Annotated in this window: 21 protein-coding genes; 10 read left to right on the plus strand and 11 right to left on the minus strand. The window is 68.1% G+C overall.

Going from position 1 to position 21,067, the window contains the following annotated elements; all coding sequences use genetic code 11:
- The first annotated feature begins 157 nt into the window (after positions 1-157).
- The 3 genes from JK358_RS15780 to JK358_RS15790 all read left to right on the plus strand — a co-directional run bounded on the left by JK358_RS15780 (position 158) and on the right by JK358_RS15790 (position 1,605).
- Positions 158-505, plus strand: a complete 348-nt coding sequence (locus tag JK358_RS15780) for a hypothetical protein (RefSeq protein ID WP_201948300.1) — start codon at positions 158-160, stop codon at positions 503-505.
- 101 nt (positions 506-606) lie between these two features.
- Positions 607-777: a hypothetical protein gene (locus tag JK358_RS15785; protein ID WP_201948302.1), complete on the plus strand. Its 171-nt coding sequence runs from the start codon at positions 607-609 to the stop codon at positions 775-777.
- Between the two features lie 120 nt (positions 778-897).
- The gene (locus tag JK358_RS15790; protein ID WP_201948305.1) at positions 898-1,605 is read left to right on the plus strand and encodes a hypothetical protein; all 708 of its coding nucleotides are present in this window, start codon (positions 898-900) and stop codon (positions 1,603-1,605) included.
- 3 nt (positions 1,606-1,608) lie between these two features.
- On the opposite strand, the gene JK358_RS15795 is transcribed toward JK358_RS15790, so the two are convergent.
- Complete coding sequence (locus tag JK358_RS15795; protein WP_201948307.1) at positions 1,609-2,430, minus strand: ABC transporter permease; 822 nt, start codon at positions 2,428-2,430, stop codon at positions 1,609-1,611.
- Entirely contained in the window at positions 2,430-3,389 is a 960-nt protein-coding gene (locus JK358_RS15800) for an ATP-binding cassette domain-containing protein (protein ID WP_201948309.1), read from the minus strand. Before JK358_RS15800 ends, JK358_RS15795 begins: the two co-directional genes overlap by 1 nt.
- Positions 3,390-3,488: 99 nt before the next feature.
- Between JK358_RS15800 and JK358_RS15805 the strand changes: the two genes are divergently transcribed.
- Positions 3,489-4,235, plus strand: a complete 747-nt coding sequence (locus JK358_RS15805) for a TetR/AcrR family transcriptional regulator (protein WP_201948312.1) — start codon at positions 3,489-3,491, stop codon at positions 4,233-4,235.
- 25 nt (positions 4,236-4,260) lie between these two features.
- Here JK358_RS15805 and JK358_RS15810 read toward each other — a convergent pair whose 3' ends face one another.
- Positions 4,261-5,253 (minus strand): dipeptidase, encoded by a 993-nt coding sequence (locus JK358_RS15810; RefSeq protein ID WP_232851297.1) that lies wholly within the window; start codon positions 5,251-5,253, stop codon positions 4,261-4,263.
- Positions 5,254-5,336: 83 nt separating this feature from the next.
- On the opposite strand from JK358_RS15810, the gene JK358_RS15815 reads away from it, so the two are divergent.
- The 3 genes from JK358_RS15815 to JK358_RS15825 all read left to right on the plus strand — a co-directional run bounded on the left by JK358_RS15815 (position 5,337) and on the right by JK358_RS15825 (position 9,631).
- Complete coding sequence (locus JK358_RS15815; RefSeq protein ID WP_307817542.1) at positions 5,337-6,335, plus strand: AraC family transcriptional regulator; 999 nt, start codon at positions 5,337-5,339, stop codon at positions 6,333-6,335.
- 126 nt (positions 6,336-6,461) lie between these two features.
- Positions 6,462-7,475 (plus strand): NADP-dependent oxidoreductase, encoded by a 1,014-nt coding sequence (locus tag JK358_RS15820; protein WP_201948319.1) that lies wholly within the window; start codon positions 6,462-6,464, stop codon positions 7,473-7,475.
- Between the two features lie 98 nt (positions 7,476-7,573).
- Positions 7,574-9,631, plus strand: a complete 2,058-nt coding sequence (locus JK358_RS15825; protein ID WP_201948322.1) for a prolyl oligopeptidase family serine peptidase — start codon at positions 7,574-7,576, stop codon at positions 9,629-9,631.
- Here JK358_RS15825 and JK358_RS15830 read toward each other — a convergent pair whose 3' ends face one another.
- Entirely contained in the window at positions 9,632-10,213 is a 582-nt protein-coding gene (locus tag JK358_RS15830) for a TIGR03086 family metal-binding protein (protein ID WP_201948324.1), read from the minus strand.
- A gap of 62 nt (positions 10,214-10,275) precedes the next feature.
- On the opposite strand from JK358_RS15830, the gene JK358_RS40355 reads away from it, so the two are divergent.
- The gene (locus JK358_RS40355) at positions 10,276-11,019 is read left to right on the plus strand and encodes an AraC family transcriptional regulator (RefSeq protein ID WP_201948326.1); all 744 of its coding nucleotides are present in this window, start codon (positions 10,276-10,278) and stop codon (positions 11,017-11,019) included.
- A gap of 41 nt (positions 11,020-11,060) precedes the next feature.
- Here the strand turns inward: JK358_RS40355 and JK358_RS15840 are convergent, their stop codons facing one another.
- From JK358_RS15840 to JK358_RS15855, 4 genes are all read right to left on the minus strand, one after another.
- Positions 11,061-11,921, minus strand: coding sequence for an alpha/beta hydrolase family protein (locus JK358_RS15840; protein WP_201948328.1), 861 nt, complete (start codon positions 11,919-11,921; stop codon positions 11,061-11,063).
- Between the two features lie 136 nt (positions 11,922-12,057).
- Positions 12,058-12,690 carry a TetR/AcrR family transcriptional regulator gene (locus JK358_RS15845; RefSeq protein WP_232851298.1) on the minus strand — a complete coding sequence of 211 codons (633 nt, stop codon included), beginning with the start codon at positions 12,688-12,690 and terminating at the stop codon, positions 12,058-12,060.
- 644 nt (positions 12,691-13,334) lie between these two features.
- Positions 13,335-13,640, minus strand: coding sequence for a carboxymuconolactone decarboxylase family protein (locus JK358_RS40030; protein WP_201948330.1), 306 nt, complete (start codon positions 13,638-13,640; stop codon positions 13,335-13,337).
- Positions 13,641-13,658: 18 nt separating this feature from the next.
- Positions 13,659-14,300 carry an HAD family hydrolase gene (locus JK358_RS15855; protein WP_307817543.1) on the minus strand — a complete coding sequence of 214 codons (642 nt, stop codon included), beginning with the start codon at positions 14,298-14,300 and terminating at the stop codon, positions 13,659-13,661.
- Positions 14,301-14,355: 55 nt separating this feature from the next.
- Here JK358_RS15855 and JK358_RS15860 point away from each other — a divergent pair, with 55 nt between their 5' ends.
- Entirely contained in the window at positions 14,356-15,183 is an 828-nt protein-coding gene (locus JK358_RS15860; protein WP_201948455.1) for a GNAT family N-acetyltransferase, read from the plus strand.
- Positions 15,184-15,379: 196 nt separating this feature from the next.
- Here the strand turns inward: JK358_RS15860 and fusA are convergent, their stop codons facing one another.
- From fusA to JK358_RS15875, 3 genes are all read right to left on the minus strand, one after another.
- Positions 15,380-17,395, minus strand: a complete 2,016-nt coding sequence (gene fusA, locus JK358_RS15865; protein WP_201948333.1) for an elongation factor G — start codon at positions 17,393-17,395, stop codon at positions 15,380-15,382.
- Positions 17,396-17,729: 334 nt separating this feature from the next.
- Positions 17,730-18,512 carry a hypothetical protein gene (locus JK358_RS15870; RefSeq protein ID WP_201948335.1) on the minus strand — a complete coding sequence of 261 codons (783 nt, stop codon included), beginning with the start codon at positions 18,510-18,512 and terminating at the stop codon, positions 17,730-17,732.
- A gap of 43 nt (positions 18,513-18,555) precedes the next feature.
- Positions 18,556-19,983 (minus strand): DHA2 family efflux MFS transporter permease subunit, encoded by a 1,428-nt coding sequence (locus JK358_RS15875; protein WP_307817544.1) that lies wholly within the window; start codon positions 19,981-19,983, stop codon positions 18,556-18,558.
- A gap of 137 nt (positions 19,984-20,120) precedes the next feature.
- Here JK358_RS15875 and JK358_RS15880 point away from each other — a divergent pair.
- Positions 20,121-21,067: sigma-70 family RNA polymerase sigma factor (locus tag JK358_RS15880; RefSeq protein WP_201948337.1), on the plus strand; the 947-nt coding region annotated here is incomplete at its 3' end.

The raw sequence follows: 21,067 nt of genomic DNA on the forward strand, positions 1-21,067 counted from the left end.
TCGCCACCCCCGGCGGTTGCCTCTGGCAATCCGTCCACGAGGCAAGAATCTGTTAAGGATCTCGAAGGCCGCGGGCCATAGTTTGGTCTTCATCGGGCTGGAAGTTGTTCAGCCGCAGATAGATTCGCGTCACGTGGCGTGAGGTCGAGGGGAATTCATGAAACGGTCGGTCGTCGCTCGTATAGGCATCGTGCTCGCCGGTGTCGCCGCCGCCGCGGTGGTGAGCGCACCCGCCGCACAGGCGGACTATCCCACCGGCGCGTGCCTGGTCGTGGACAATCAACGTTCGGCGGCGGTCACGCTCACAGTGCGCAATCAGCCCTATACGGGGCGTCAGTGGACCGTGCCCGCACACGTCAGGTGGGTGCTGCTATCGGGCGACCAGGCGATCAAGAATCCCGAACGCAGCTGGTCCATCACCGCGCCGCAGGGTGAATGGAGCTACAACAGTTCGATCGAGACCGGCCGTGGGTGCAACGGCTCCTGGATCTTCACACTTCGCTGAACTGCCACCCCATGACCTGGACGCATCTGCCGCATCGAAAATCGCATGCCCGGTTGGCAATTCGTCACCGGGCGGCACCAGAACGAGCCACAAGGAGCATCATGGCGAACAGCGATGACCACGAGCCGGTCGACCCGCGAGCCAAGTGGCGCAAGCTACCTCCAGAACCCGTCCCGACGGTCGAGGAGACCCACGTCGAGGGCAGTTCCTCGGATTACTCGACGCCCAACGTCGACCCGGGGCAAGACTTCACCCGCCTCTACGGCGGCTAGTGGCGGCGTGGGAGGTTGTCGGCGGAGCGTGATCATCTTGTGAGGCGGATTCGCCCGGCGGGTTGGGGCCGGCGGTCCTAGGCTCTGGGAACGCACTGTTCGTGGAGAGTCGAGGATTCCATGGTGCAACAACCTCCGGGCGGATATCCGCCCGCTCAACAGCCGCGAATCACTCCGCCCGCGTGGTGGTTCGCGGTGGGGGCGCTTCTCATCGTGGTCGGCGTGGTGGGGGCGATCGCACTCGCCGTGTCGTCGTTCACGGGGATGTCGGACAAGATCGATGGCTTCCAGCGGGTCGCCATCCCGGGGTCCGGCACGGTGCAGCTCGAATCGGGGAGCTACACCGTTTACATCGAGGGGCCGGACGGGGCCACCGGCAGTGTGCTCATCACCGCGCCCGACGGGTCCGAGGTCACGCTCGAGCCGTATTCGTCGAAGGTTACCTACTCCTTCGGCGGGCATGACGGTGAGGCCGAATTCTCGTTCCAGGCAACACAATCCGGCACCTATGACGTGACCACAGAGGGACCGTCCGGGTCGAACATCGCGATCGGCGAGGGGCTGGGCGGCGGCATCGTCGGCAGCGTGCTCGGCGCGCTCGCGCTCGGACTCGGCGGGCTGTTCCTCGGAATCATCGTGCTGATCGTGACGGCGGTGAAGCGCAGCGGCAGCAAGAAGCGGGCCGCGGCCGGATCCGGATGGGGTGGTGGCGCTCCCCCTCCCGGTCAGCAGTGGCCGGCCCAGCCCGGCCCGGGGCAGCAATGGCCCGCCCAGCCCGGACCCCAGCAGGGGCCCGGACCGTACGGCCCAGGCCCCAAGGAGTTCTGACAATTACCGGCTGAGCCGCTGGAATCTGCGTACCGCCAGCGGCAGGAAGATCGCGGTGAGCACGGCGGGCCACACCAGCGCCATCAGTCCGGCGTGCTGCTCGATCCACGAATCTCCGCTGCCCACAGGCGTTCCGAAGAGTTCACGGGTGGCCGCCGAGGTCGACGAGATCGGATTCCACGCCGCGATCGCGCCCAGCCAGTCCGGCATGAGCTGCGGTGCGACGAAGATGCTGGAGATCATGGTGAGCGGGAAGGCCACCGCGTAGAGGCCGCCCGCCGCCTCCGGGTTCGGCACCATCAGACCGAGCCAGACGCCCACCCAGATCAGCGCGAAGCGCAGCCACAGCAGCAGCGCGAAAGCCGTTGCCATACCCAGGATTCCGCCGCTCGGCCGCCAGCCGATCAGGAAGGCGGTGAGCATCAGGATGGCCAGTTCCGCGCACGCCACCAGTAGATCGGTGACCCCGCGCCCGGACACCACCGCCGACGCCGACATGGGCATGGAGCGGAACCGGTCGACCACGCCCTTGGTGACGTCGTACACCACCAGCGTGGCGGTGTTCATGAACCCGAAGGCCATGGTCATGACGAACATGCCGGGCATGAGGAAGCTGCGGTAGTCGCCGCCGCCCGGCACCGTCATGGCACTGCCGAACACGTAGCCGTACAGCAGCACCGAGATGATCGGGAAGCCCAGCTGCCAGGCGATGTTCACCGGTTGGCGCTGATAGTGGGTCAGGCCGCGCCGCACGATGTTCCAGCAGTCGGCCAGCGCCCAGTAGGCGCGGGATCGGGTTTCGGGGGTCAGGTCGACGGCGCTCATCAGGCGGCCTCCTCGAGGGTGGTGCGGTGACCGGTCAGATGCAGGAAGACGTCGTCGAGGCTGGGGCGGCGCAGGCCGATGTCCTCCACGACGATGCCCTCGTCCTGCAGGGTGCGGGCCACCTCGGTGAGCGCGGCCACCCGATCGGTGACCGGAGCCTGCACGCGGCGATCGAAGTCGATGATCTCGGGCTCGCCGATACTCACGCGCGCAACGACTTTCGCGACCAGGGGTAGATCGGCGGCGGTCAGCGCGACCACCTCGAGCAGGTCGCCGCCCACCGTGCGCTTGAGCCCGTCCGGGGTGTCGTCGGCGATGCCGTGACCGTTGTCGATGACGGTGATGCGCGAGGCGAGCTGGTCGGCCTCCTCCAGGTACTGGGTGGTCAGCAGCACAGTGGTGCCGTCGGATACCAAGGCGCGCACCGACTCCCACACCTCGTTGCGGCTGCGCGGATCCAGGCCGGTAGTGGGCTCGTCGAGGAAGAGCACCTCCGGCGCGAGGATCATGGAGGCTGCCAGATCGAGGCGGCGGCGCATGCCGCCGCTGTACTTGCCCGCACCGCGATCGGCGGCGTCGGTGAGATCGAAACGCTCCAGCAGTTCCTGGGCGCGCAGCCGCGCCCGCCGATTGCCCAGATGGAACAGGCGGCCGAACATCTCCAGGTTCTGCCGCCCGGTGAGCACCTCGTCGACGGCCGCGTACTGGCCGGTGAGGCCGATGCGGGAGCGCACCTCCCCGGCCTGGGTCGCCACATCGAAACCGGCCACCCGCGCCTGCCCGCCGCTCAGCGTGAGCAGCGTGGACAGGATGCGCACGGCGGTGGTCTTGCCCGCGCCGTTCGGACCGAGCAGGCCGTGCACCGTGCCGCGGCGGACTGTCAGATCGAATCCGTCGAGCGCGTTCTTGTCTCCATATCTCTTGGTTATCCCCTCGGCCTGTATCGCGAAGTCGGTCACCGTCACCCTCCAGCATCACTCGGACCAAACTGGGTACATCGTACCCCAATTCGGGTACAACGTACCCAGTTTTTCTCCGGAGCGCTAGGCTTCAGTCCTATGAGCAGTACGGAGAGCAGTGGCAGCGGCGACCTCGCGCGGACTCTCGAGCTCCTGTGGGACTCCGGCCCACGGCCGAGCCGGGGGCCGAAACCCGGACTCACCCTCGATCGCATCGTCGAGGCCGCCATCCATATCGCCGACGCCGAGGGCCTGGACGCGGTCACCATGCGCCGGGTCTCCACCGAGCTCGGCACCGGCACCATGACCCTCTACCGCTATCTGGGCGGCAAGGGCGAACTGCTCGACCTCATGCTCGATCGCGTGCAGCGCCCCGAGGAGGACGGTCTACCCGAACCCGAATCCGGGTGGCGCGCAACGCTGGAAGCCCTGGCCTACGCGAATCTCGCTCTGCTGCAGCGACATCCGTGGCTGATCCAGGTGAATCAGGCCCGCCCCGTCATGGGACCGAGCGCGGTGGAGGGCATGGAGCGCATCCTCACCCGCATCAAACCGATGGGATTGACCGACCCGCAACTGATTTCGGTGGTGCTGCTGATCGACAACTACGTCACCGGTGCGGCTCGCACCCAGCTGTACGAGCAGGAGGCCGAACGCCGCACCGGGCTGACCGACCGCGAATTCTGGGACGTGCAGGCTCCGATGCTGCAGAAGGCCATGGAATCGGGCCGGTATCCGGTGCTGGCCGGCATGGCCGAGGACACCTTCGATCCGGGTTTCGACCACTTCGGCTGGGGACTGCAGCGGCTGCTCGACGGCCTCGAAACCGTGGTCGGCCGCGACTGATTCGATCCCGCCGGACCTGGCGAGGTCAGTCCCGCCAGACCTGGCGCGCCACCCGCGTGAAATTGCCCCGGAACACCGCGGCGATCTCGGCCGCGGAGAAGCCGCGCCGGGCCAGCACCTCGGCCAGACCGGGAATCTCGTTCTCGCCGAACAGATCCTCGGGCGGGGTCCACTGCAGCGGACCCCAGCGCGTATAGAAGTCGGAGAACGCCTCCGGTGTCGCGGCGATCTCGGCATTGAACTGATCGCCGTCGAAGGAGAAGTCGGAGCTGACGCCGACGTGCTCTATCCCGACCAGCTCCGCGCCGTAGGCGATGTGGTCGGCCATGGCCTCGACCCGCTCCGCGCGCTCGCCGGGTGCGTTGTGGCCCAGGAAGATTCCGACGCCGTTGATACCGATGACACCTCCGGTGGCCGCGCAGGCGCGGGCCTGATCGTCGGTGATATTGCGCGGATGCTCCCACAGCGCATCGAAATTCGAGTGGCTGTAGATCATCGGGACCGCTGTGGTCTCGGCAATGTCGAGGCCGGTCCGGCGCGAACAGTGCGATCCGTCGGCGAATACGCCCACGGCGTTCAACTGCCGGACCAGATCGCGGCCGTAGCCGGTGAGCCCGGTGTCCTCGGTGTCCAGGCATCCGCACCCGGCCGCGTTCGCATAGTTGTAGGTGGCGGCCAGCGACCGCAGGCCCAGGTCGTAGAACACCTTCACGGTATCCAGATCGCCGCCCAGCGGATTGGCGTCCTCCAGATCGAAGGCCAGCGCGATCCGGCCCTCGTCCTCGATATCCGCGAACCGCTCGACGAGCCGGAAACCGCCGTGCGCCAGCGCATCCCGGCGGAACTGATGCAGCAGCGCCAGGGTGTCCGCCGTGCTCTGCTGCGAGTACCCGACATTCACCGACAGATACGACCCGACCGGGTAGCGCGCCAGCTCGAGAATATCGGCGGTCGGCAGCAGTGGGAGACAGCAGTGCTGCTCCCACACCCTGGGCCGGAGCGAATGCGGCTGCGGCAACCCGGAACCTCCGATCGGACTCGGCGACGCTGCGGCAATCCTACTGACCGGTGTGGACACCTCCATTCACTAGCCTCGGACCCGTGGACCCGATCGACAGCACTGTTTCGACGCATCTCCTGCGGCTGGTGCGCGATTCCGCGCGCCGGGCCGGGGTGGCGGAGGACCAGTTGCGCGCGATCCACGGGACGGATGACGAGACGCTCAACGGAGAGCTCAACCGCATCCCGCTGAGCTCGCTGGTCCGGCTCTGGGAGTTGCTCGCGCACGCACTACCGGTACCCGGCGCGGGCATCGCCGTGGTGGACGCGGCACCGCTGGGCACCCTCAACACCTGGGACTATCTGGTCACCACCGGAGCCACCCTCGGCGACGCGCTACGGAACGCCCAGCCCTATCACCGCCTGGTCACCGCCGCCGGGGAAGCCTTCACCCTGGACGGCGACGGCGACCTGACCGTCGGATTCGGCACCACCGTGGGCGATCCGAAAGTCGTCGGCATCCTGAACGAATACGTCCTCGCCTACTATCTGCGGCGGGCCCGCGAGGCCACCGGCCGCCCGGTGCGGCCCAAGCTCGTGAGTTTCAGCAGCCCTGCGCCACAACAGCATTCGACGCTCGCCGCCGCCTTCGGCACCGATCGCATCGAATTCGGCGCGGCCGCCGACACCATCGTCTTCGACGCCGCCGACGCCACCGCCCCTCTCATCCGCCCTGATCCGACCCTCGCCGGGCTGCTGCGCAGTCACGCCGATCTGGTGCTGGCCACCGCCAAGCCGATTCCCGGCCCGATGGACGCCTTCCGCATCGCGCTGACCGCGGCCCTCGAATCCGGCGACCTCACCCTCGACGCGGTGGCCCGCCGCCTGCTCCTGAGCCGCCGCAGCCTGCAGCGCCAACTCGCCGACCAGGGCACGACCTGGCGGCACGAGGTCGACCTGATCCGCTACGAGCAGGCCAAACGCCTACTCGCGGAAGGTCGTTCGACATCGACGGTGGCCGTCCAACTCGGCTTCACCGACGACCGCGCCCTCCGCAAAGCCTTCCACCGCTGGAACGGCACCTCCCCCACCGGTCACTGACCGCAGCGCTGGCGCGGGAGGACCGGGGGGTGGCATCGGGGGACCTGGGAGCGGAGGCGCGGGGGCAATAGCGTTCATGGCAGCGGATCGGAGATGCCGGTCGATATATGAAAAGGATTGTGCGCCATGACAACTCAGGTACGTATCAGCCGAGAGATCCAGCTCGCCGCCCGCCCGGACGGCGTGCCCACCGCCGAGAATTTCGCACTGGTCGAGCGGGCGGTGCCGGAACTCGGGGAAGGGCAGATTCTGGTGCGGAACACCTGGATGTCGGTGGATCCGTACATGCGGAGCCGGATGGACGACAAGGAGTCCTACATTCCGCCGTTCCAGGTGGGGCAGGCCCTGGAAGGGTCCGCGGTCGGCGAGGTGGTGGAATCCCGGGCGGAGGGAATCGCGGTGGGGGCCACCGTTTCCCACTTCGCGGGGTGGCGGGAGTTCGCCGTGCTGGATGCCGCCGACGCCACGCCGATCGACACCGCGCTCGCGACGCCGCAGCAGTATCTGGGACCGCTGGGCACGACCGGGCTCACCGCGTACGCGGTGCTGACCGATGTAGCTCCGGTGCGAGAAGGGGACACCGTGTTCATCTCCGCCGCCGCGGGCGCGGTCGGCAGCGTGGCGGGGCAGATCGCACGGGCGCTCGGTGCGAAGCGGGTGATCGGCTCCGCGGGCGGGGCCGCGAAAACCGCTCTGCTACTGGAGGAATTCGGGTTCGACGCGGCCGTCGACTACCGCGCCGGGGATATCGCCGGGCAGTTGCGGCAGGCCGCGCCCGAGGGTGTCGACGTGTACCTCGACAGTGTGGGCGGCGAACATCTGCGGGTCGCGGTCGAGCAGTTGCGGCACAGCGGGCGGATCGCGCTCGTGGGAGCAATCAGCGGATACAACGGCTCGGCCCCGGAGGCCGGACCGGATCTGTACCTGGCCGCCACCAAGGAGGCCACCCTGCGCGGGATGCTCGTCAACAGCTATTTCCCGCTGTTCGGCGAGTACATCGGCAAGGCGGCGGGCTGGCTGGCCGACGGCACGCTGCGCACCCGCGAAACCGTGTACGAGGGTCTCGACCAGGCGCCGGCCGCCCTGCTCGGGGTGCTGTCGGGCGCGAACACCGGAAAGATGCTGGTTCGCCTGGGTTGAGGGCGGGCCCGGCCCGCAGCGGGCGCGGGACCCGGCGACCCCGCGGTCTCATCCCACCGCCCGGCCCGGCGTGGCACCGGTTCGGCAACAATGTGGGGATGAGCGTCGTTGACGAGAGCGTGACGGACCCCTACCTCTGGCTCGAAGAGGTCACCAGCGACCGCGCCCTGGACTGGGCGCGGTCGCACAATGACGTGGTCGTGCAGCGGTTCGCCGCCTCCGACCGCTTCGGCGACCTGGAATCGCGCATCCTCGCCATGCTCGACACCGATACGCGCATCGCCTATCCGGGGCGGCGCGGGCGGTGGCTCTACAACTTCTGGCGCGATGCGCAACATCCGAAAGGGCTGTGGCGGCGCACCACTTTCGCCGAGTACGCCAAGGACGAGCCGGAGTGGGAGGTGCTCATCGATGTCGACGCACTGGCCGCCGCCGAGGACGAGAACTGGGTGTGGGGCGGCGCGGCGGTGCTGCGGCCGGAGCAGGAGCGGGCGCTGATCTCGCTCTCGCGCGGCGGCGCGGACGCCAAGGTGGTGCGCGAATTCGTCATCGAGGCAAAGGCTTTCCTGGAACCGGAGAACGGCGGCTTCTTCCTGCCGGAGGCCAAATCGGAGATCCGCTGGATCGACGCCGACACCGTCTATGTCGGAACGGATTTCGGTGACGGCTCGCTCACCGACTCCGGCTATCCGCGAATCGCCAAGCGCTGGAAGCGCGGAACCGCGCTCGCCGAGGCGGAGACGGTGTTCGAGGGCGAGGTTGCCGACGTCGCGGTCTCGGCCGGATACGACCGAACCCCCGGCTACGAACGGCATTTCGTCGGCCGCGCCACGGACTTCTTCAACGAAGAGGTGTATCTCGTGGAGGCCGACGGCAGTCTGCGGCACATCGATGTCCCCACCGACGCCTCGGAATCCTGGTACAAGGATTGGCTGCTGGTGCGGCTCAAGTCACCGTGGCAGGTGAACGGGCACAGCTACCCGGCGGGCGCGCTGCTCGCGGCGAACTTCGAGGAATTCCTCGGCGGCGCACGCGATTTCGAGGTGCTGTTCACCCCTGACGAGCACACCGCCCTGCACGGCTACGGCTGGACCGAGAACCACCTGCTGCTCATCACGCTCGAGGATGTGCAGACCGGCCTGCACGTGCTCACCCCCGGTCCGGACGGCTGGACCCGCGAACCCCTCGCCGACGCCCCGCCCATGGCCACCACCAGCGTCATGAACCTGGACCCGCTCGAGGGCGGTGACGAATTCATGCTCTCCACAAGCGGTTTCACCAGCCCCACCACGCTGCTGACGAGTTCGGTGGGCGGCGACACCGCACTGCTCAAGAAGGAGCCGGAGTTCTTCGACGCCGCGGGCGTGCAGACCGAGCAGTTCTTCGCGCGCTCCGACGACGGCACCATGATCCCGTACTTCGTCATCCGGCACCGCGACCGTGTGGGCACGCCCGGCCCGACCATCATGTCCGGGTACGGCGGATTCGAGGTCTCCCGCACCCCCGCCTACAGCGGCGCGTCCGGCATGGGCTGGCTGGAACGCGGCGGCACCTGGGTCATGACCAATATTCGCGGCGGCGGCGAATACGGCCCCGAATGGCATACCGCCGTGCAGAAGGCCAACCGCCACAAGGTGTACGAGGACTTCTCGTCCATCGCCCGCGATCTGGTGGCGCGCGGCATCACCACGCCGGATCAGCTCGGCGCGGTCGGCGGCAGCAACGGCGGCCTGCTCATGGGCGTCATGCTCACCCGCTACCCGGAACTGTTCGGGGCCATCGTCTGCCAGGTGCCGCTGCTGGATATGAAGCGCTACCACCTGCTGCTGGCGGGCGCGTCCTGGATCGCCGAATACGGCGACCCGGACAAGCCCGAGGAGTGGGAGTACATCTCGAAGTACTCCCCGTACCAGAACACCAGCGCCACAGCGCAATACCCGCCGATCCTGCTGACCACCTCGACTCGCGACGACCGCGTGCATCCGGGACATGCCCGGAAGATGGCCGCGCTGCTGGAATCCCAGGGCCACCGGGTCTGGTACTACGAGAACATCGAGGGCGGCCACGGCGGCGCGGCCGACAACAAGCAGTCGGCGTTCCAGGCCGCGCTCATCTACGAGTTCTTCACCAGGACGCTGATCGAGGACCGGGCGTAGTCAGGCGGTCCAGTGCGGATCCCGGCCGGTGACCCCCACCAGCCGGGACAGCAGCGGATCGGTCTCGGGCACCGGCACCTCCGGGCCGTAGATACCCATCTGACGGCCCTGTTCGGCCGTGGCCGCGGTCTCGCGGTAGGCGTAGGCCAGCAGATCGGCGTCCCACTGCGGGTCCTGGCCGGTGGCCCGCGCCAGATCCCACGCGTGCACCATCAACTCGCCGACGACCATGCCGCCGATCAGGGGTGCGGGCAGTTCCATCGGACTGCCCATATGCGTCATGCCCTGCCAGGCCGCGGGCGCACTCCACGCGGTGGCGATCCGGTCGAGCTGGGATTCGAGGGCTGCGGCCCAGTCGCCGGACAGCAGATCCACCTCGGCCTCGTTCTCGGCGGGCGGCGGCACGGATTCCTTGCGCGCCGCGCCCTCCAGCGACGGACCCCAGAACAGCAGGTGGTTCAGCAGCCGACGGACATCGAATTCCGCGCACGGCGTCGGGTTTCCGAGCTGGTCGCCGGTGATGTTCCGGATGATCTTCAACAGGGGTGCGGCAGCCAGGGCCGCGTAATCGCTCTCGGACATGGCCACAGGTAAACACGGGCGCGATGCCGCCGTCTCGTACAAACGCGACATAGACTCGCGGCGTGGGCCGGGATCCTCGGGAACTCTCCAGTTCGTGGCGGCGGTTCCAGCGCCACGAATTCCATACGCCCACCGGCGATCTCGCAACGCATATCGCGCACTACTGGACCGTCGCCTGGGAGTACGAGCAGCCCTACCGCCAGCTGATCGTGCCGATGCCGACCGTGCACCTGACCTTCCGGGACGGGACGGCCACCCTCTCCGGGCCCACCAGCGGGCATCGATTCCAGGTGCTGGAGGGCACGGGCAGCGTGTTCGGGGTGGCGTTCCGCCCGGGGCGGTTCCGGCCGTTCCTGGGCGCACCGGTGTCCACGATCCGGAACCGGGTGGTGGACGCGCACACTGTATTCGACTGGGCCGCAACGGAAGTCGTCGATACCGCCACCGTGGAACGGCTGCTCGCGCCACTGCTGCCCGCGCCGGATCCGCACGCCGAACTGGCCGAGCGGATGGTCGCCGCGATCGCGGAGGATATCGAGGTGACCCGGGTCGACACCGTCGCGCGGCGCTTCGGACTCGGCATGCGCCAGGTGCAGCGGCTGTTCGCCGACTATGTCGGCATCGGGCCGAAGTGGGTGATCCGGCGCTATCGGCTGCACGAGGTCACCCAGCAGCTCGACGCGGGAGCCGACATCGACTGGGCCGCACTGGCGGACGCCCTGGGATACGCCGACCAGTCGCATTTCGGGCGCGAGTTCCGCAAGCTGTTCGGGGAGACGCCGACCAGCTACGCGCAGCGCTACTGACGCGGTGTGGGTTCCGGCCACAAATATGCCGGAGCCGGCGATCAGCGGTCCCGCAGCCACTTTTCGACGTGATCGAGCGTGGACTCCGGTGCGCTGATCCACCCGTTGTGACCGAGGCGCTCCGGATTGTGCCAGGTGGTGATCTGTGCGTTCGGCAGTTTGTCGAGCAGATGCCGCGCCGAACCGGGCGGGGTCAGTTCGTCGCCGGCGAGGGTGATCGACAGCACCGGCAGTTTCAGCCGCGCGATGCGCTCCTCGTAGTCGATATCGGCCTCGGCGGGCTCGAACCGGCCGGTGCGGGCCAGCCGCGCCCAGTCGTTGATGAGCACCTTCGACTGCCGCCCGAAACCACCCGCGGTGATCTTGTCACCGGGCCAGAACCCGGCCAGGTTGGCCGTCAGCGAGACGGCGGCGCTGCCGAGCAGCAGTCCGGCCGAACCCAATCCGGTGTAGCCGCGGTGATACGGCGTCCCCGACGCGACGAGAATCAGCCCGCCCAGCCGGCCGCGGATCCGCGATGCGTACATGACGCCGAGCTGGCCGCCCATGCTGTGCCCCAGCAGGTACGGCGTGCTGTCCGGGAAGCGGTCGCGCACCACCTGGAACATGGCCGGGAAATCCACCGAGACCAGTTCCTGATAGCCGTAGGCGCTCTTGGGGCCCGGCTTGGGCAGGCTGCCGCCGTTGCCGCGCAACTCCAGCAGCGCCACATCGAATCCCCGTGCCGCCAGCGGCATCCCGAACAGCGAGTAGTACTCCCCCGGCACGCCCAGACCGGGGACGATCACCACGACCGGCCGGGGCGCGTCCGGCGAGATCGGATGCCGATGCGGGCCTTTCGCCGGAATCAGCCGCACCGGCACTGTGGTCCCGTCCGGCATCTGAATCGGCACAGTCTCCATGCCGCCGAACGCTACCCGCCGGACCCGGCAGCGTGCCCGTCCGCACGGGCGCGAATCTCCCCCTGACGACATTCATGCCCGCTCGCATTCGCGAGCGGGCATGAATCGGCTTCGGCTATCGGAAGATCGGTGGGGTTCAGGCGCTGACCGCGCCCATGATTATGCGGCGGAGGACGCTGATGACATCGTCCAGGGGTGGGCGGGGATCGGAGCCGCTCCAGGCGTCCACGACGTAGTTGACGGCGCCGATGATGGCCAGTACGCGCATTTCGTAGTCGCCGGGCGGGATTTCGCCGTGCATGGCGGCATCCTCCGCGGCGCTCGCGAGTAGTGCGCCCCAGGCGCGGCGCAACTCGAGGCGGAACTTCTCCACCTTGGGTCCGGCGCCGACGACTTCGACCAGTGCGACCCGGGCCTTGCGCGGATCTCGTCCGATGGACTCGATATAGGCGCGCACGGCGGCGTCGATGATGTCGATGGCTGCGGCGTCGGAGCGTTCGGCGATGGTGGCCGATACGGCATCCCGCGATTCACGGTCGATCTGTTCGTAGAGTTCCAGCAGCAGTGATTCGCGGCCGGTGAACTCTTCGTAGAACTGCCGTGACGAGAGTCCGGCGTCTTTGCAAATCGCGCCGACTGAACTGTTGGCGTATCCGTCGCGTGCGAACACCGTCAGCCCGGACTCCAGAAAACGCGCACGACGTTGCCGCTGCCGGTCTTCTACGGGCTGCCCGGCGTACATTCTTCCCGCGTTCGTTTCCTGAGACATTGCGCCAGACAATACCGAAGGCCCCGATCCCCTCGTCATGGATCGGGGCCTTCGATTGCACCTCCGGCTTACCGCGCGTTAGCCGAAAGTTGGCTCAGGACCTCGGGAGACTGCGACGCACCCGGGACGGCGGGTATTGGCAGGGGAACCGCCCCGGGTTCGGAACGCGCGTCTGGGGGGAGACTCACGCCCGATGTCGCAATAACCCGAAAGTCACTGATCATTTGCCGTTCCACACGATACAGAGCGGGCGAACTGGACGGAATACTTTTGCAGGACTTTTTTAGTACTTATTTTCCGACCCGCCGTGACCACGTACGCGAAAGGGCCCGGCCCCCTCATCCGGGGCCGGGCCCTTGCCTGCCACTTCGACTTCCGCGCAGTAGCCGAAAGATGGCACTCGCGTGACTACTTCGAGGATCCGCTCGACGATCCGCTCGCCAGCAACTTCACGAGGGTCTGGACGAGAACATCCGAGAGAAAGTCGGCCATGGTCGTGCTCCGCTCTAACAGGTGGTACCAGTGCTGTCACTGATGGTTTGCCATCGGGACGATACAGACCGGCACGCAGCCCGCGAGAGCTTTTGCAGGAAAGATCTAGAAAATTTTCAAGACACCGCTAGAACCGGTCGCCACCTGCTGATTCAAGCCGGAACCTCGGGTTCGCCGAGGGTAAGCATGAGCCGGTTCGCCCACGAGAACGACGCCGCCGACAGCACCAGATCGTGCAGGTCGGCATCGGTGAAACCCAGCTCACGCAGGCGGGTCGCGTGGGAGCCCTCGGCACGGGGCGGGTTGGCCGCCAGCGCGTCGACGAAATCTATTACGGCATCCCACTTTTCGTCGATACGAACACTATTTCGCAATTGCGGGTCAGCAACCGGAAGTACAGGCCCGATGCCGCGGTCGCCAGCCAGTAGCGGGCGCTGGTTCTCGTCGGCGTCCGCCACTCCCGGCACAGGAGTGAACTACGGTGCGGCGAGGTGGTTTTCGAGCCAGGCCGGGAATTCGGTGAGGCTCTGCAACACCACGTCGGCGCCCTCGGCCGAAAGTTCTTCCGCCGCATAGGGTCCGGTGGTCACCGCGACGGACACGGCGGCGGCGGCCTTCGCGCCGCGGACATCGCCGAGGTGATCGCCCACGTAGATGGAGGCGCCGTGCTCACGCAGCACGGCGCCTTTCTCCTCCGCCCACACGCCGCCGACCAGATCGTCCACATCCAGACCGAGATGGTCGAGATGCAGCTGTGCGTGCGGACCGTTCTTGGCGGTGATCACCAGCACCTTGCCGCCCGCCTTGTGCACGGCCGCCAGGGAGTCGATCACGCCCGGGAGGTGGTCGCTCGGCTCCACCGCCAGATCCGGATACAACCGGCGGTACAGGGCGACCACCTCATCGACCCGGTCCGGCGGGAACCAGTTCGCCGCCTCGTGCGCCAGCGGCGGACCCAGCCGCGACACCACCAGCGCGGAATCGATCGGCACGCCGGTCTCGGCCGCCACCGCATCCCACACCGCGGCTATGCCGGGGCGCGAATCGATCAGCGTCATATCCAGGTCGAACCCCACGACGAGGCCGCCGGAACGACCGGTCGGATGATCTTCAGCCACCCTTCGACCCTACGATCCTCGCTACCCTCGACGCATGACGGGTGAGAAGGAGTCCTTGTTCTGCGATATCGAACTCGGCGCACGCATCGAAAGCGTCGAGGTCGAACTCATCGCCACCAGCAGCGCGGCCGCCCGCGCCCGGCTGGCGGACGCGGGCGGATTCACCATCCCGCTAGCGGGGGGCATCGCCTCCTACGCCGAACCGGACTCGCCCCTCAACAAGATCGCGGGGCTCGGCTTCTCCGGCATCCCGACCGACGCCGAACTCGACGAGATCGAACAGCGGTACGCCGCCCACCACGCACCCGTGCAGGTCGAACTCGCGCACATCGCCGAACCCGGGCTGGCCGAGCTGCTCACCGCGCGCGGGTATCGGCTCATCAACTTCGAGAACGTGCTCGGGCTGTCGCTGAAGACCACACCGGAACGCGTCACCCCGCCCGGCGTCGAGATCCGGCCCAGCGGCGCGGACGAATTCGACCTCTGGATCGACACCGTCGCCGACGGCTTCGCCCACCCCGACACCCAGGGCGTCACCTCGCCCGAGGAATTCCCGCGCGACGTGATCGCCGACGCCGTCCGCGACCTCACCTCCGCCGCCGGGGTCACCCGCTACCTCGCCATCCACGACGGACAGGTCGCGGGTGCGGCCAGCATGCGCCTCTCCCAGGGCGTCGCCCAACTCACCGGCGCGGCCACCCTGCCCGCACACCGCCGCCACGGCATCCAGACCGCCCTACTCTCTGCCCGCCTCACCGAGGCCGCCACCGCGGGCTGCGACATCGCCGTGGTCACCACCCAGCCCGCCTCGAAATCCCAACAGAACGTGCAACGCCGCGGCTTCGACTTCCTCTACACCCGAGCCGTTCTCGTGAAGGACTGAGCGCGCTTGCGCGAGGCTCGTAGCAAGGAAACGTCGCCCCATCTGATGATGGGGCGACGTCCCGGCAGGCCCGACCTGGTGGGCAGACCTGCCGCCCGGCCAGGCGGCGTCCCGGCTCACGGCGGCTTCGAGCCGAGCGGCAAGGCGCCCGGCCCATCCGTCGCCGGAACGAGCCGCCCGGCTCCTCGCCGAGGCACTATCGCACAGCGGCTCGTTCGTAGCCGAGCGAGCGGGTGGTGAAGGTGCCGCGGCCATGGGTTCGGCTGCGCAAACGGGTTGCGTAGCCGAAGATCTCGGCCAGGGGCGCGACCGCCGTGACGGTCACCTCCGTGCCACGGGTGGTGGACTCGGCGATGCGGGCGCGACGCGCGGCCAGGTCGCCGAGCACCGCGCCGAGATCCGCCTCCGGCGCGGTGACCGACAGCTCGACCATCGGCTCGAGCAGCGCGATCTCACACGCCCGCAAGGCTTCTCGCAGCGCAAGCCGACCGGCCATGCGGAACGCCCGCTCCGACGAGTCGACCGGATGGGTCGCACCATCGGTGAGGGTGACCCGCACACCGATCACCGGGTTCCCGGCGAGTGGGCCGTCCACGAGCGCGTCGCGACAGCCCGCCTCCACCGCCCGGACGTACTCGGGCGGCACGCGGCCACCGACCACCGTCGAGCCGAACTCGAAATCCGCTGCGGCGTCGAGTGGTTCGACGTCGATCAGGACATCCGCGAACTGGCCCGGACCACCCGACTGCTTGACATGCCGGTATCGCACACCGGACACGCCACGCACCACCGTCTCCCGATACGCCACCTGCGGACGCCCCACCGCGATCTCGATCCCGCGGTCACGGCGGATCTTCTCCACCGCCACCTCGAGATGCAGCTCGCCCAGGCCCGACAGCAGCGTCTGGCCCGACTCGGGGTCGGTGCGGACGACCAGGGAGGGATCCTCCTCGACCGCCCGCGCCAGCGCCGCCGTCAACCGCTCGGTATCGGCGGAGGTGCGGGCCTCCACCGCGACCGAGACCACCGGTTCCGCCACGGACGGCGGTTCCAGCAGCACCGGCTGATCCGGCGCGCACAGCGTCGCACCGGCCCGCGCCGACTTCGGACCGATCAGCGCGACGATCTCACCCGCCTGCGCGGCCTCCACCTCCGTATGCCGATCGGCCTGCACCCGCAGGATACGAGCCACCCGCTCGGTGCGACCGGCCCCGACATCGAGCACGGACTCACCCTTGCGCAGGGTGCCCGCGTACACACGGGCGAAGGTACGCCGGCCGGAACCGGTGCCCTGCACCTTGAACACGAGCGCCACCACGGCGGCCGCCGGATCGGGTACGAGCGCCGAAGGCGGTTCACCACAGCGGAATTCGACCTGCGGCAGCGGACGATCCGGCGGCGCGGGCAGGTAGTCGACCACCGCGTCCAACAGGGCCTCCACCCCGATGTCACGGTAGGCGGCACCGCACAGCACCGGCACCATCTCACCGGTGCGGGTCAGCTCGCGCACGGCGGCGGCCAGCAGCGCGTCCGACAGACCCGGCCGCGTGTAGAACTCGTCCAACGCGGCCGAATGACGTTCCGCCACAGCCTCTTCCAGTGCACGTCTGCGCTCCCCGGCAGCCCGCTCCAGCTGGGCCGGAATCGGTTCCACGGTCAGTGTCCCCGACTCCCAGACCAGCGCGCGCATGCGCACCAGATCCACCACGCCGGTGAACCCGGCCTCCGAACCGATCGGCAGCTGCACCGCCAGCGCGGCCGGATGCAGACGCGTGCGGATGGAATCCACCGCGGCGTCGAAATCGGCTCCGGCACGGTCCATCTTGTTCACGAACGCGATGCGCGGCACACCGTAGCGATCCGCCCGCCGCCACACCGACTCGCTCTGCGGCTCGACCCCGGCCACCGCGTCGAATACGGCCACGGCACCGTCCAGCACGCGCAGCGCACGTTCCACCTCATCGGAGAAATCCACGTGGCCAGGCGTATCGATCACCGTGAGCCGGTGACCGCTCCACTCGCACGCGACCGCCGCCGCGAAGATGGTGATGCCGCGCTCGCGCTCCTGGGCGTCGAAATCGGTGACGGTGGTGCCGTCGTGCACCTCGCCCCGCTTGTGGATCTCACCCGCCAGGAACAGCATGCGCTCGGTGACCGTCGTCTTTCCGGCATCCACATGCGCGAGGATGCCGAGATTGCGGACAGCGGTCATGGCTTGCCGAGAAGTGTTGGTACGCACAGTCTTAGGTCTTTCTCTTCGACCCGAACAGAGACAGCGCGATTCACCGGACACACTGCGCCCGAAGACACAGTGATAGAAGAAGTCCGGACTCAGTACCGGCCGCGCAGCCGGCACCGGACCGGCAGGGACACCAGGATCACCTCGAAGCGAGAACGGGCAGCCACGACGGGACGACTACGCATCACCGGCTCCCTTCACTTCGACGAAAGTTGAAGGCGGGCACCCCCAACGGTCCCGCCGACAATGAACCTAACAGCCCCGGCCGACAGGATCATCCCAATTTCCGGCGGGGAGCCGAACTACCTCAACTACCAGGGTTTTCCCGCATGAGACGCGCGAAAGCCCGTAGCCCGGAGATGATTTCGCGCTGATCGGCCACACCGTCCAGCGCCGCGTCGAACCGCGCCACCATCACCGTCATACGCTGCTCCACCCCGACGATCGACTCCCGCGCCGCACGCTGCTCGTCGCGGGCGCGCTGATCCTGGCGGCGCACATCATCACGCAGGTCGTCGATCTGACGGGCGTCCGACTCCTGCCAGGACGACAGCGCCGACTCCAGCGCCTCCAGCCGATCCGAGACGGCCCGCACCCGCGACCGCAACTCCACCACATCATCGGGCGGATACGCGACGTCCTGCGAAATGGACGCGATTCTCGACCGTAGATAGGCGAAATACGCTGCGGCGGGGCGGAATACGATACTGCCGAGGAAGAATCCGGCGATGTAGTAACCCAGGACGTAGCCGAAAGCCAGCGAGACGACCAGTGCGATCGCCGCGGTGACGAGATGCGATCCGACGGCCATGGCCAGCAGCCGCTTCGTCAACGACGCCACCTCGGTGACACTCGCCGGAGACACCGGGATCTCGCGCACCTGCACCGCACTCAACCGGTGCGCGGCCTGACGGGCGGCGAAATACAGATTCCACGGGACCGTCAGAATGACGATCAACCAGAAGAACGCGATGAAGCCGAGCCCGACGCCGACCACCGTCTGCGCGTCGAGATCGGCCCAGATCGCAAGAACCGCGAGAACGATCGCGAGAAGGGCCGCGGCCCAGAACAACCCCCAGTACTTCTTCATGCGGTCAGCCTCGTGGAAGACACCGCACGACGGCACCGTACGACTACTCGAGTACCTTCGCGAATTCCCCGGTATCCGCCGGGCTGGGCACAGCCGCCGCGCGACCCGGCAGGGCCAGCGCCACCACCGCCCCGCACAGCGACAGCGCCGCACCCACCGCCACCGCCGGGACGAAGCCCGCCACGAAATCCGCCGCCGAGGCGTAACCGCCGAAACCGGCGAAAACCGCCACCACGACGGCGATTCCGAAGACGCCGCCCAATTCCCGCATCATGCTGTTGGCCCCTGCCGCCTTACCGATGGCGCCCTCCTCGACCGCACCGACCACCGCGCTCTGCGCGGTCGGAATCGCCATGGACACACCGATTCCCGAAAGAACCAGCGGCGGCACCAGAGCGCCGTAGGCCATTGCCGGATCCGCGATCAGCGCCAGCCAGCCCATGCCCACCGCCTGTAGAAGCAGGCCCACCGCCATGATCGGGCGTTCACCCACCCGATCCGCCAGCGCGCCCGCGATCGGCGCGCAGAAGAACAGCGTCAGGGTCCACGGCAGCAGCCGCAGGCCCGCGCCGAGCGGGCCGTAGTGGAAGACCAGCTGCATGAACTGCGCGTAGAAGAACACGGCGCCGAACAGCGCGGCGTAGGTCAGGAAGATCGCGGTATTGCCGGCTGCGAAACCCCGGGACGTGAACATCCGCACCGGGAACATCGGTGTGCGCGTGCGTGATTCCCAGACCGCGAACACGGCGATCAGCACGACGCCACCGCCCAGCGTCGACAGGACCTCCGGGGACGACCAGCCCGCGATATTGCCGCGCACCAGACCCCACACCACACCCAGCGCCCCGCCGGTGACAAGCAGCAGACCCACACCGTCGACCGCCGTATCGGAACCGAAGCTCTCCGGAATCCTGGTCAGCGCCAAGGGAATCGCGAGCAGACCCAGAGGGACGTTCACCCAGAAGATCCACTGCCACGACAGGCCCTCCGCGATCGCCCCGCCGATCAGCGGGCCACAGGCGACCGCCAGACCGGTCACGCCCTCCAGCACCCCGATCGCCCAGCCCCGGCGCTCCGCCGGGAACGCGGCACTCACCAGCGTCAGCGCCAAACTCATCAGCAGGGCGGCACCGACACCCTGCACCACCCGCGCGGCAATCAGCACCCCCACCGAACCCGACGCCGCACAGGCCGCCGAACCCGCCACGAAGACACCGAGCCCCACCGCGAACATGCGCCTGCGGCCGAAGCGATCACCCAGCACCGCCGCCGTGATCAGCAGCACCGCGAAACTCAGGTTGTAGCCGTTCACCGTCCACTCCAGAGTCGCCAGGGACGCGTCCAGATCCTCCCGGATCGTGCCCAGCGCGGTCGCTACGACCAGCGTGTCCAGAGCCGCCATCATCGAGGCGACCGCACCGAGCACCAGCACCCAGCGCTGCGTCGCCCGCGAAACAGTCGAAGTAGTCACGAGAATCCTTCCGATCGAGCCTGCCCACATACCGACCGGCGGGACACGAGAACTCATCGCCCGCGCACCGATGAGTTCCGGGCCCGGCACCGGTCGGTACAGGGAGGGGTGATCCATGCCCGCCGGAAGGAGCCCGGATGATCGGAACCGACGAATTCGCCGCACGCACCACGCCGTACCGGCGCGAACTGCTCGCCCACTGCTACCGCATGCTCGGCTCCGTCGACGACGCCGAGGACCTGGTGCAGGAGACCATGCTGCGCGCCTGGCGCGGATACGCCGACTTCGAAGAACGGGCCTCGATGCGCACCTGGCTGTACCGCATCGCCACCAACGCCTGCCTCAACGCGCTCGAACACAGCAGCCGGCGCGTACTTCCGTCGGGCCTGGCCGGGCCCTCCGTGCATCCGGAACACCTCGCCGCCGACACCGACACCGTGCCCTGGCTCCAGCCCATGCCCGACGCCCTCGTCGAACCCGCGGCCACCGACCCGGCCGCCATCGTCATCGCCCGGCACGACATGCGACTCGCGCTGATCGCCCTCTGGCAGCATCTTCCGCCACGACAGCGGGCAGTGCTGCTGTTTCGAGATGTGTTGCGGTGGAAGGCCGGTGAGGTCGCGGAAGTGCTCGGAATCACGGCCGCCGCGGTCAACAGCACGCTGCAACGCGCGCACGCCACGCTCGCGACGGTTCGAGCAGGAGACGAGCCGGTCACCGAACCCGATGATCCGGAGGTCCGGGCTGTCCTGGAGGGATGGGCGGCCGCCATCGAAGCATCCGACACGACTGCGCTGACGAATCTGCTGCGGGCCGAAGCGATGTGGGAGATGCCGCCGATTCCGGACTGGTTCGCCGGGCGAGATCGGATCATCGAGCTGATCACCACCCAATGCCCCACGAATGCCGGGGAAGGGCGGATGATTCCGACGCGAGCCAACGGGCAGCCGGCGTTCGGGCTGTATCTGAACGGCGAAGCGCATTCGATTCAAGTGCTGACTGTTGTCGGCGGCGGAATCGCCAGAATCGTGGCCTTCCACGGGGCTGCGAGATTCGAGCCGTTCGGATTGCCGAAAACGCTCTA

Source organism: Nocardia acididurans, from assembly GCF_016741815.1.
Lineage (GTDB): Bacteria > Actinomycetota > Actinomycetes > Mycobacteriales > Mycobacteriaceae > Nocardia > Nocardia acididurans.

Bases quoted from the DNA above. Each gene is read 5' to 3' on its own strand.
- JK358_RS15825 (WP_201948322.1), top strand. From the start codon at position 7,574: ATGAGCGTCGTTGACGAGAGCGTGACGGACCCCTACCTCTGGCTCGAA.
- JK358_RS15790 (WP_201948305.1), top strand. From the start codon at position 898: ATGGTGCAACAACCTCCGGGCGGATATCCGCCCGCTCAACAGCCGCGA.
- JK358_RS15780 (WP_201948300.1), top strand. From the start codon at position 158: ATGAAACGGTCGGTCGTCGCTCGTATAGGCATCGTGCTCGCCGGTGTC.
- JK358_RS15785 (WP_201948302.1), top strand. From the start codon at position 607: ATGGCGAACAGCGATGACCACGAGCCGGTCGACCCGCGAGCCAAGTGG.
- JK358_RS15870 (WP_201948335.1), bottom strand. From the start codon at position 18,512: ATGAAGAAGTACTGGGGGTTGTTCTGGGCCGCGGCCCTTCTCGCGATC.
- JK358_RS15840 (WP_201948328.1), bottom strand. From the start codon at position 11,921: ATGGAGACTGTGCCGATTCAGATGCCGGACGGGACCACAGTGCCGGTG.
- JK358_RS15845 (WP_232851298.1), bottom strand. From the start codon at position 12,690: ATGTCTCAGGAAACGAACGCGGGAAGAATGTACGCCGGGCAGCCCGTA.
- JK358_RS15805 (WP_201948312.1), top strand. From the start codon at position 3,489: ATGAGCAGTACGGAGAGCAGTGGCAGCGGCGACCTCGCGCGGACTCTC.
- fusA (WP_201948333.1), bottom strand. From the start codon at position 17,395: ATGACCGCTGTCCGCAATCTCGGCATCCTCGCGCATGTGGATGCCGGA.
- JK358_RS15830 (WP_201948324.1), bottom strand. From the start codon at position 10,213: ATGTCCGAGAGCGATTACGCGGCCCTGGCTGCCGCACCCCTGTTGAAG.
- JK358_RS15820 (WP_201948319.1), top strand. From the start codon at position 6,462: ATGACAACTCAGGTACGTATCAGCCGAGAGATCCAGCTCGCCGCCCGC.
- JK358_RS15795 (WP_201948307.1), bottom strand. From the start codon at position 2,430: ATGAGCGCCGTCGACCTGACCCCCGAAACCCGATCCCGCGCCTACTGG.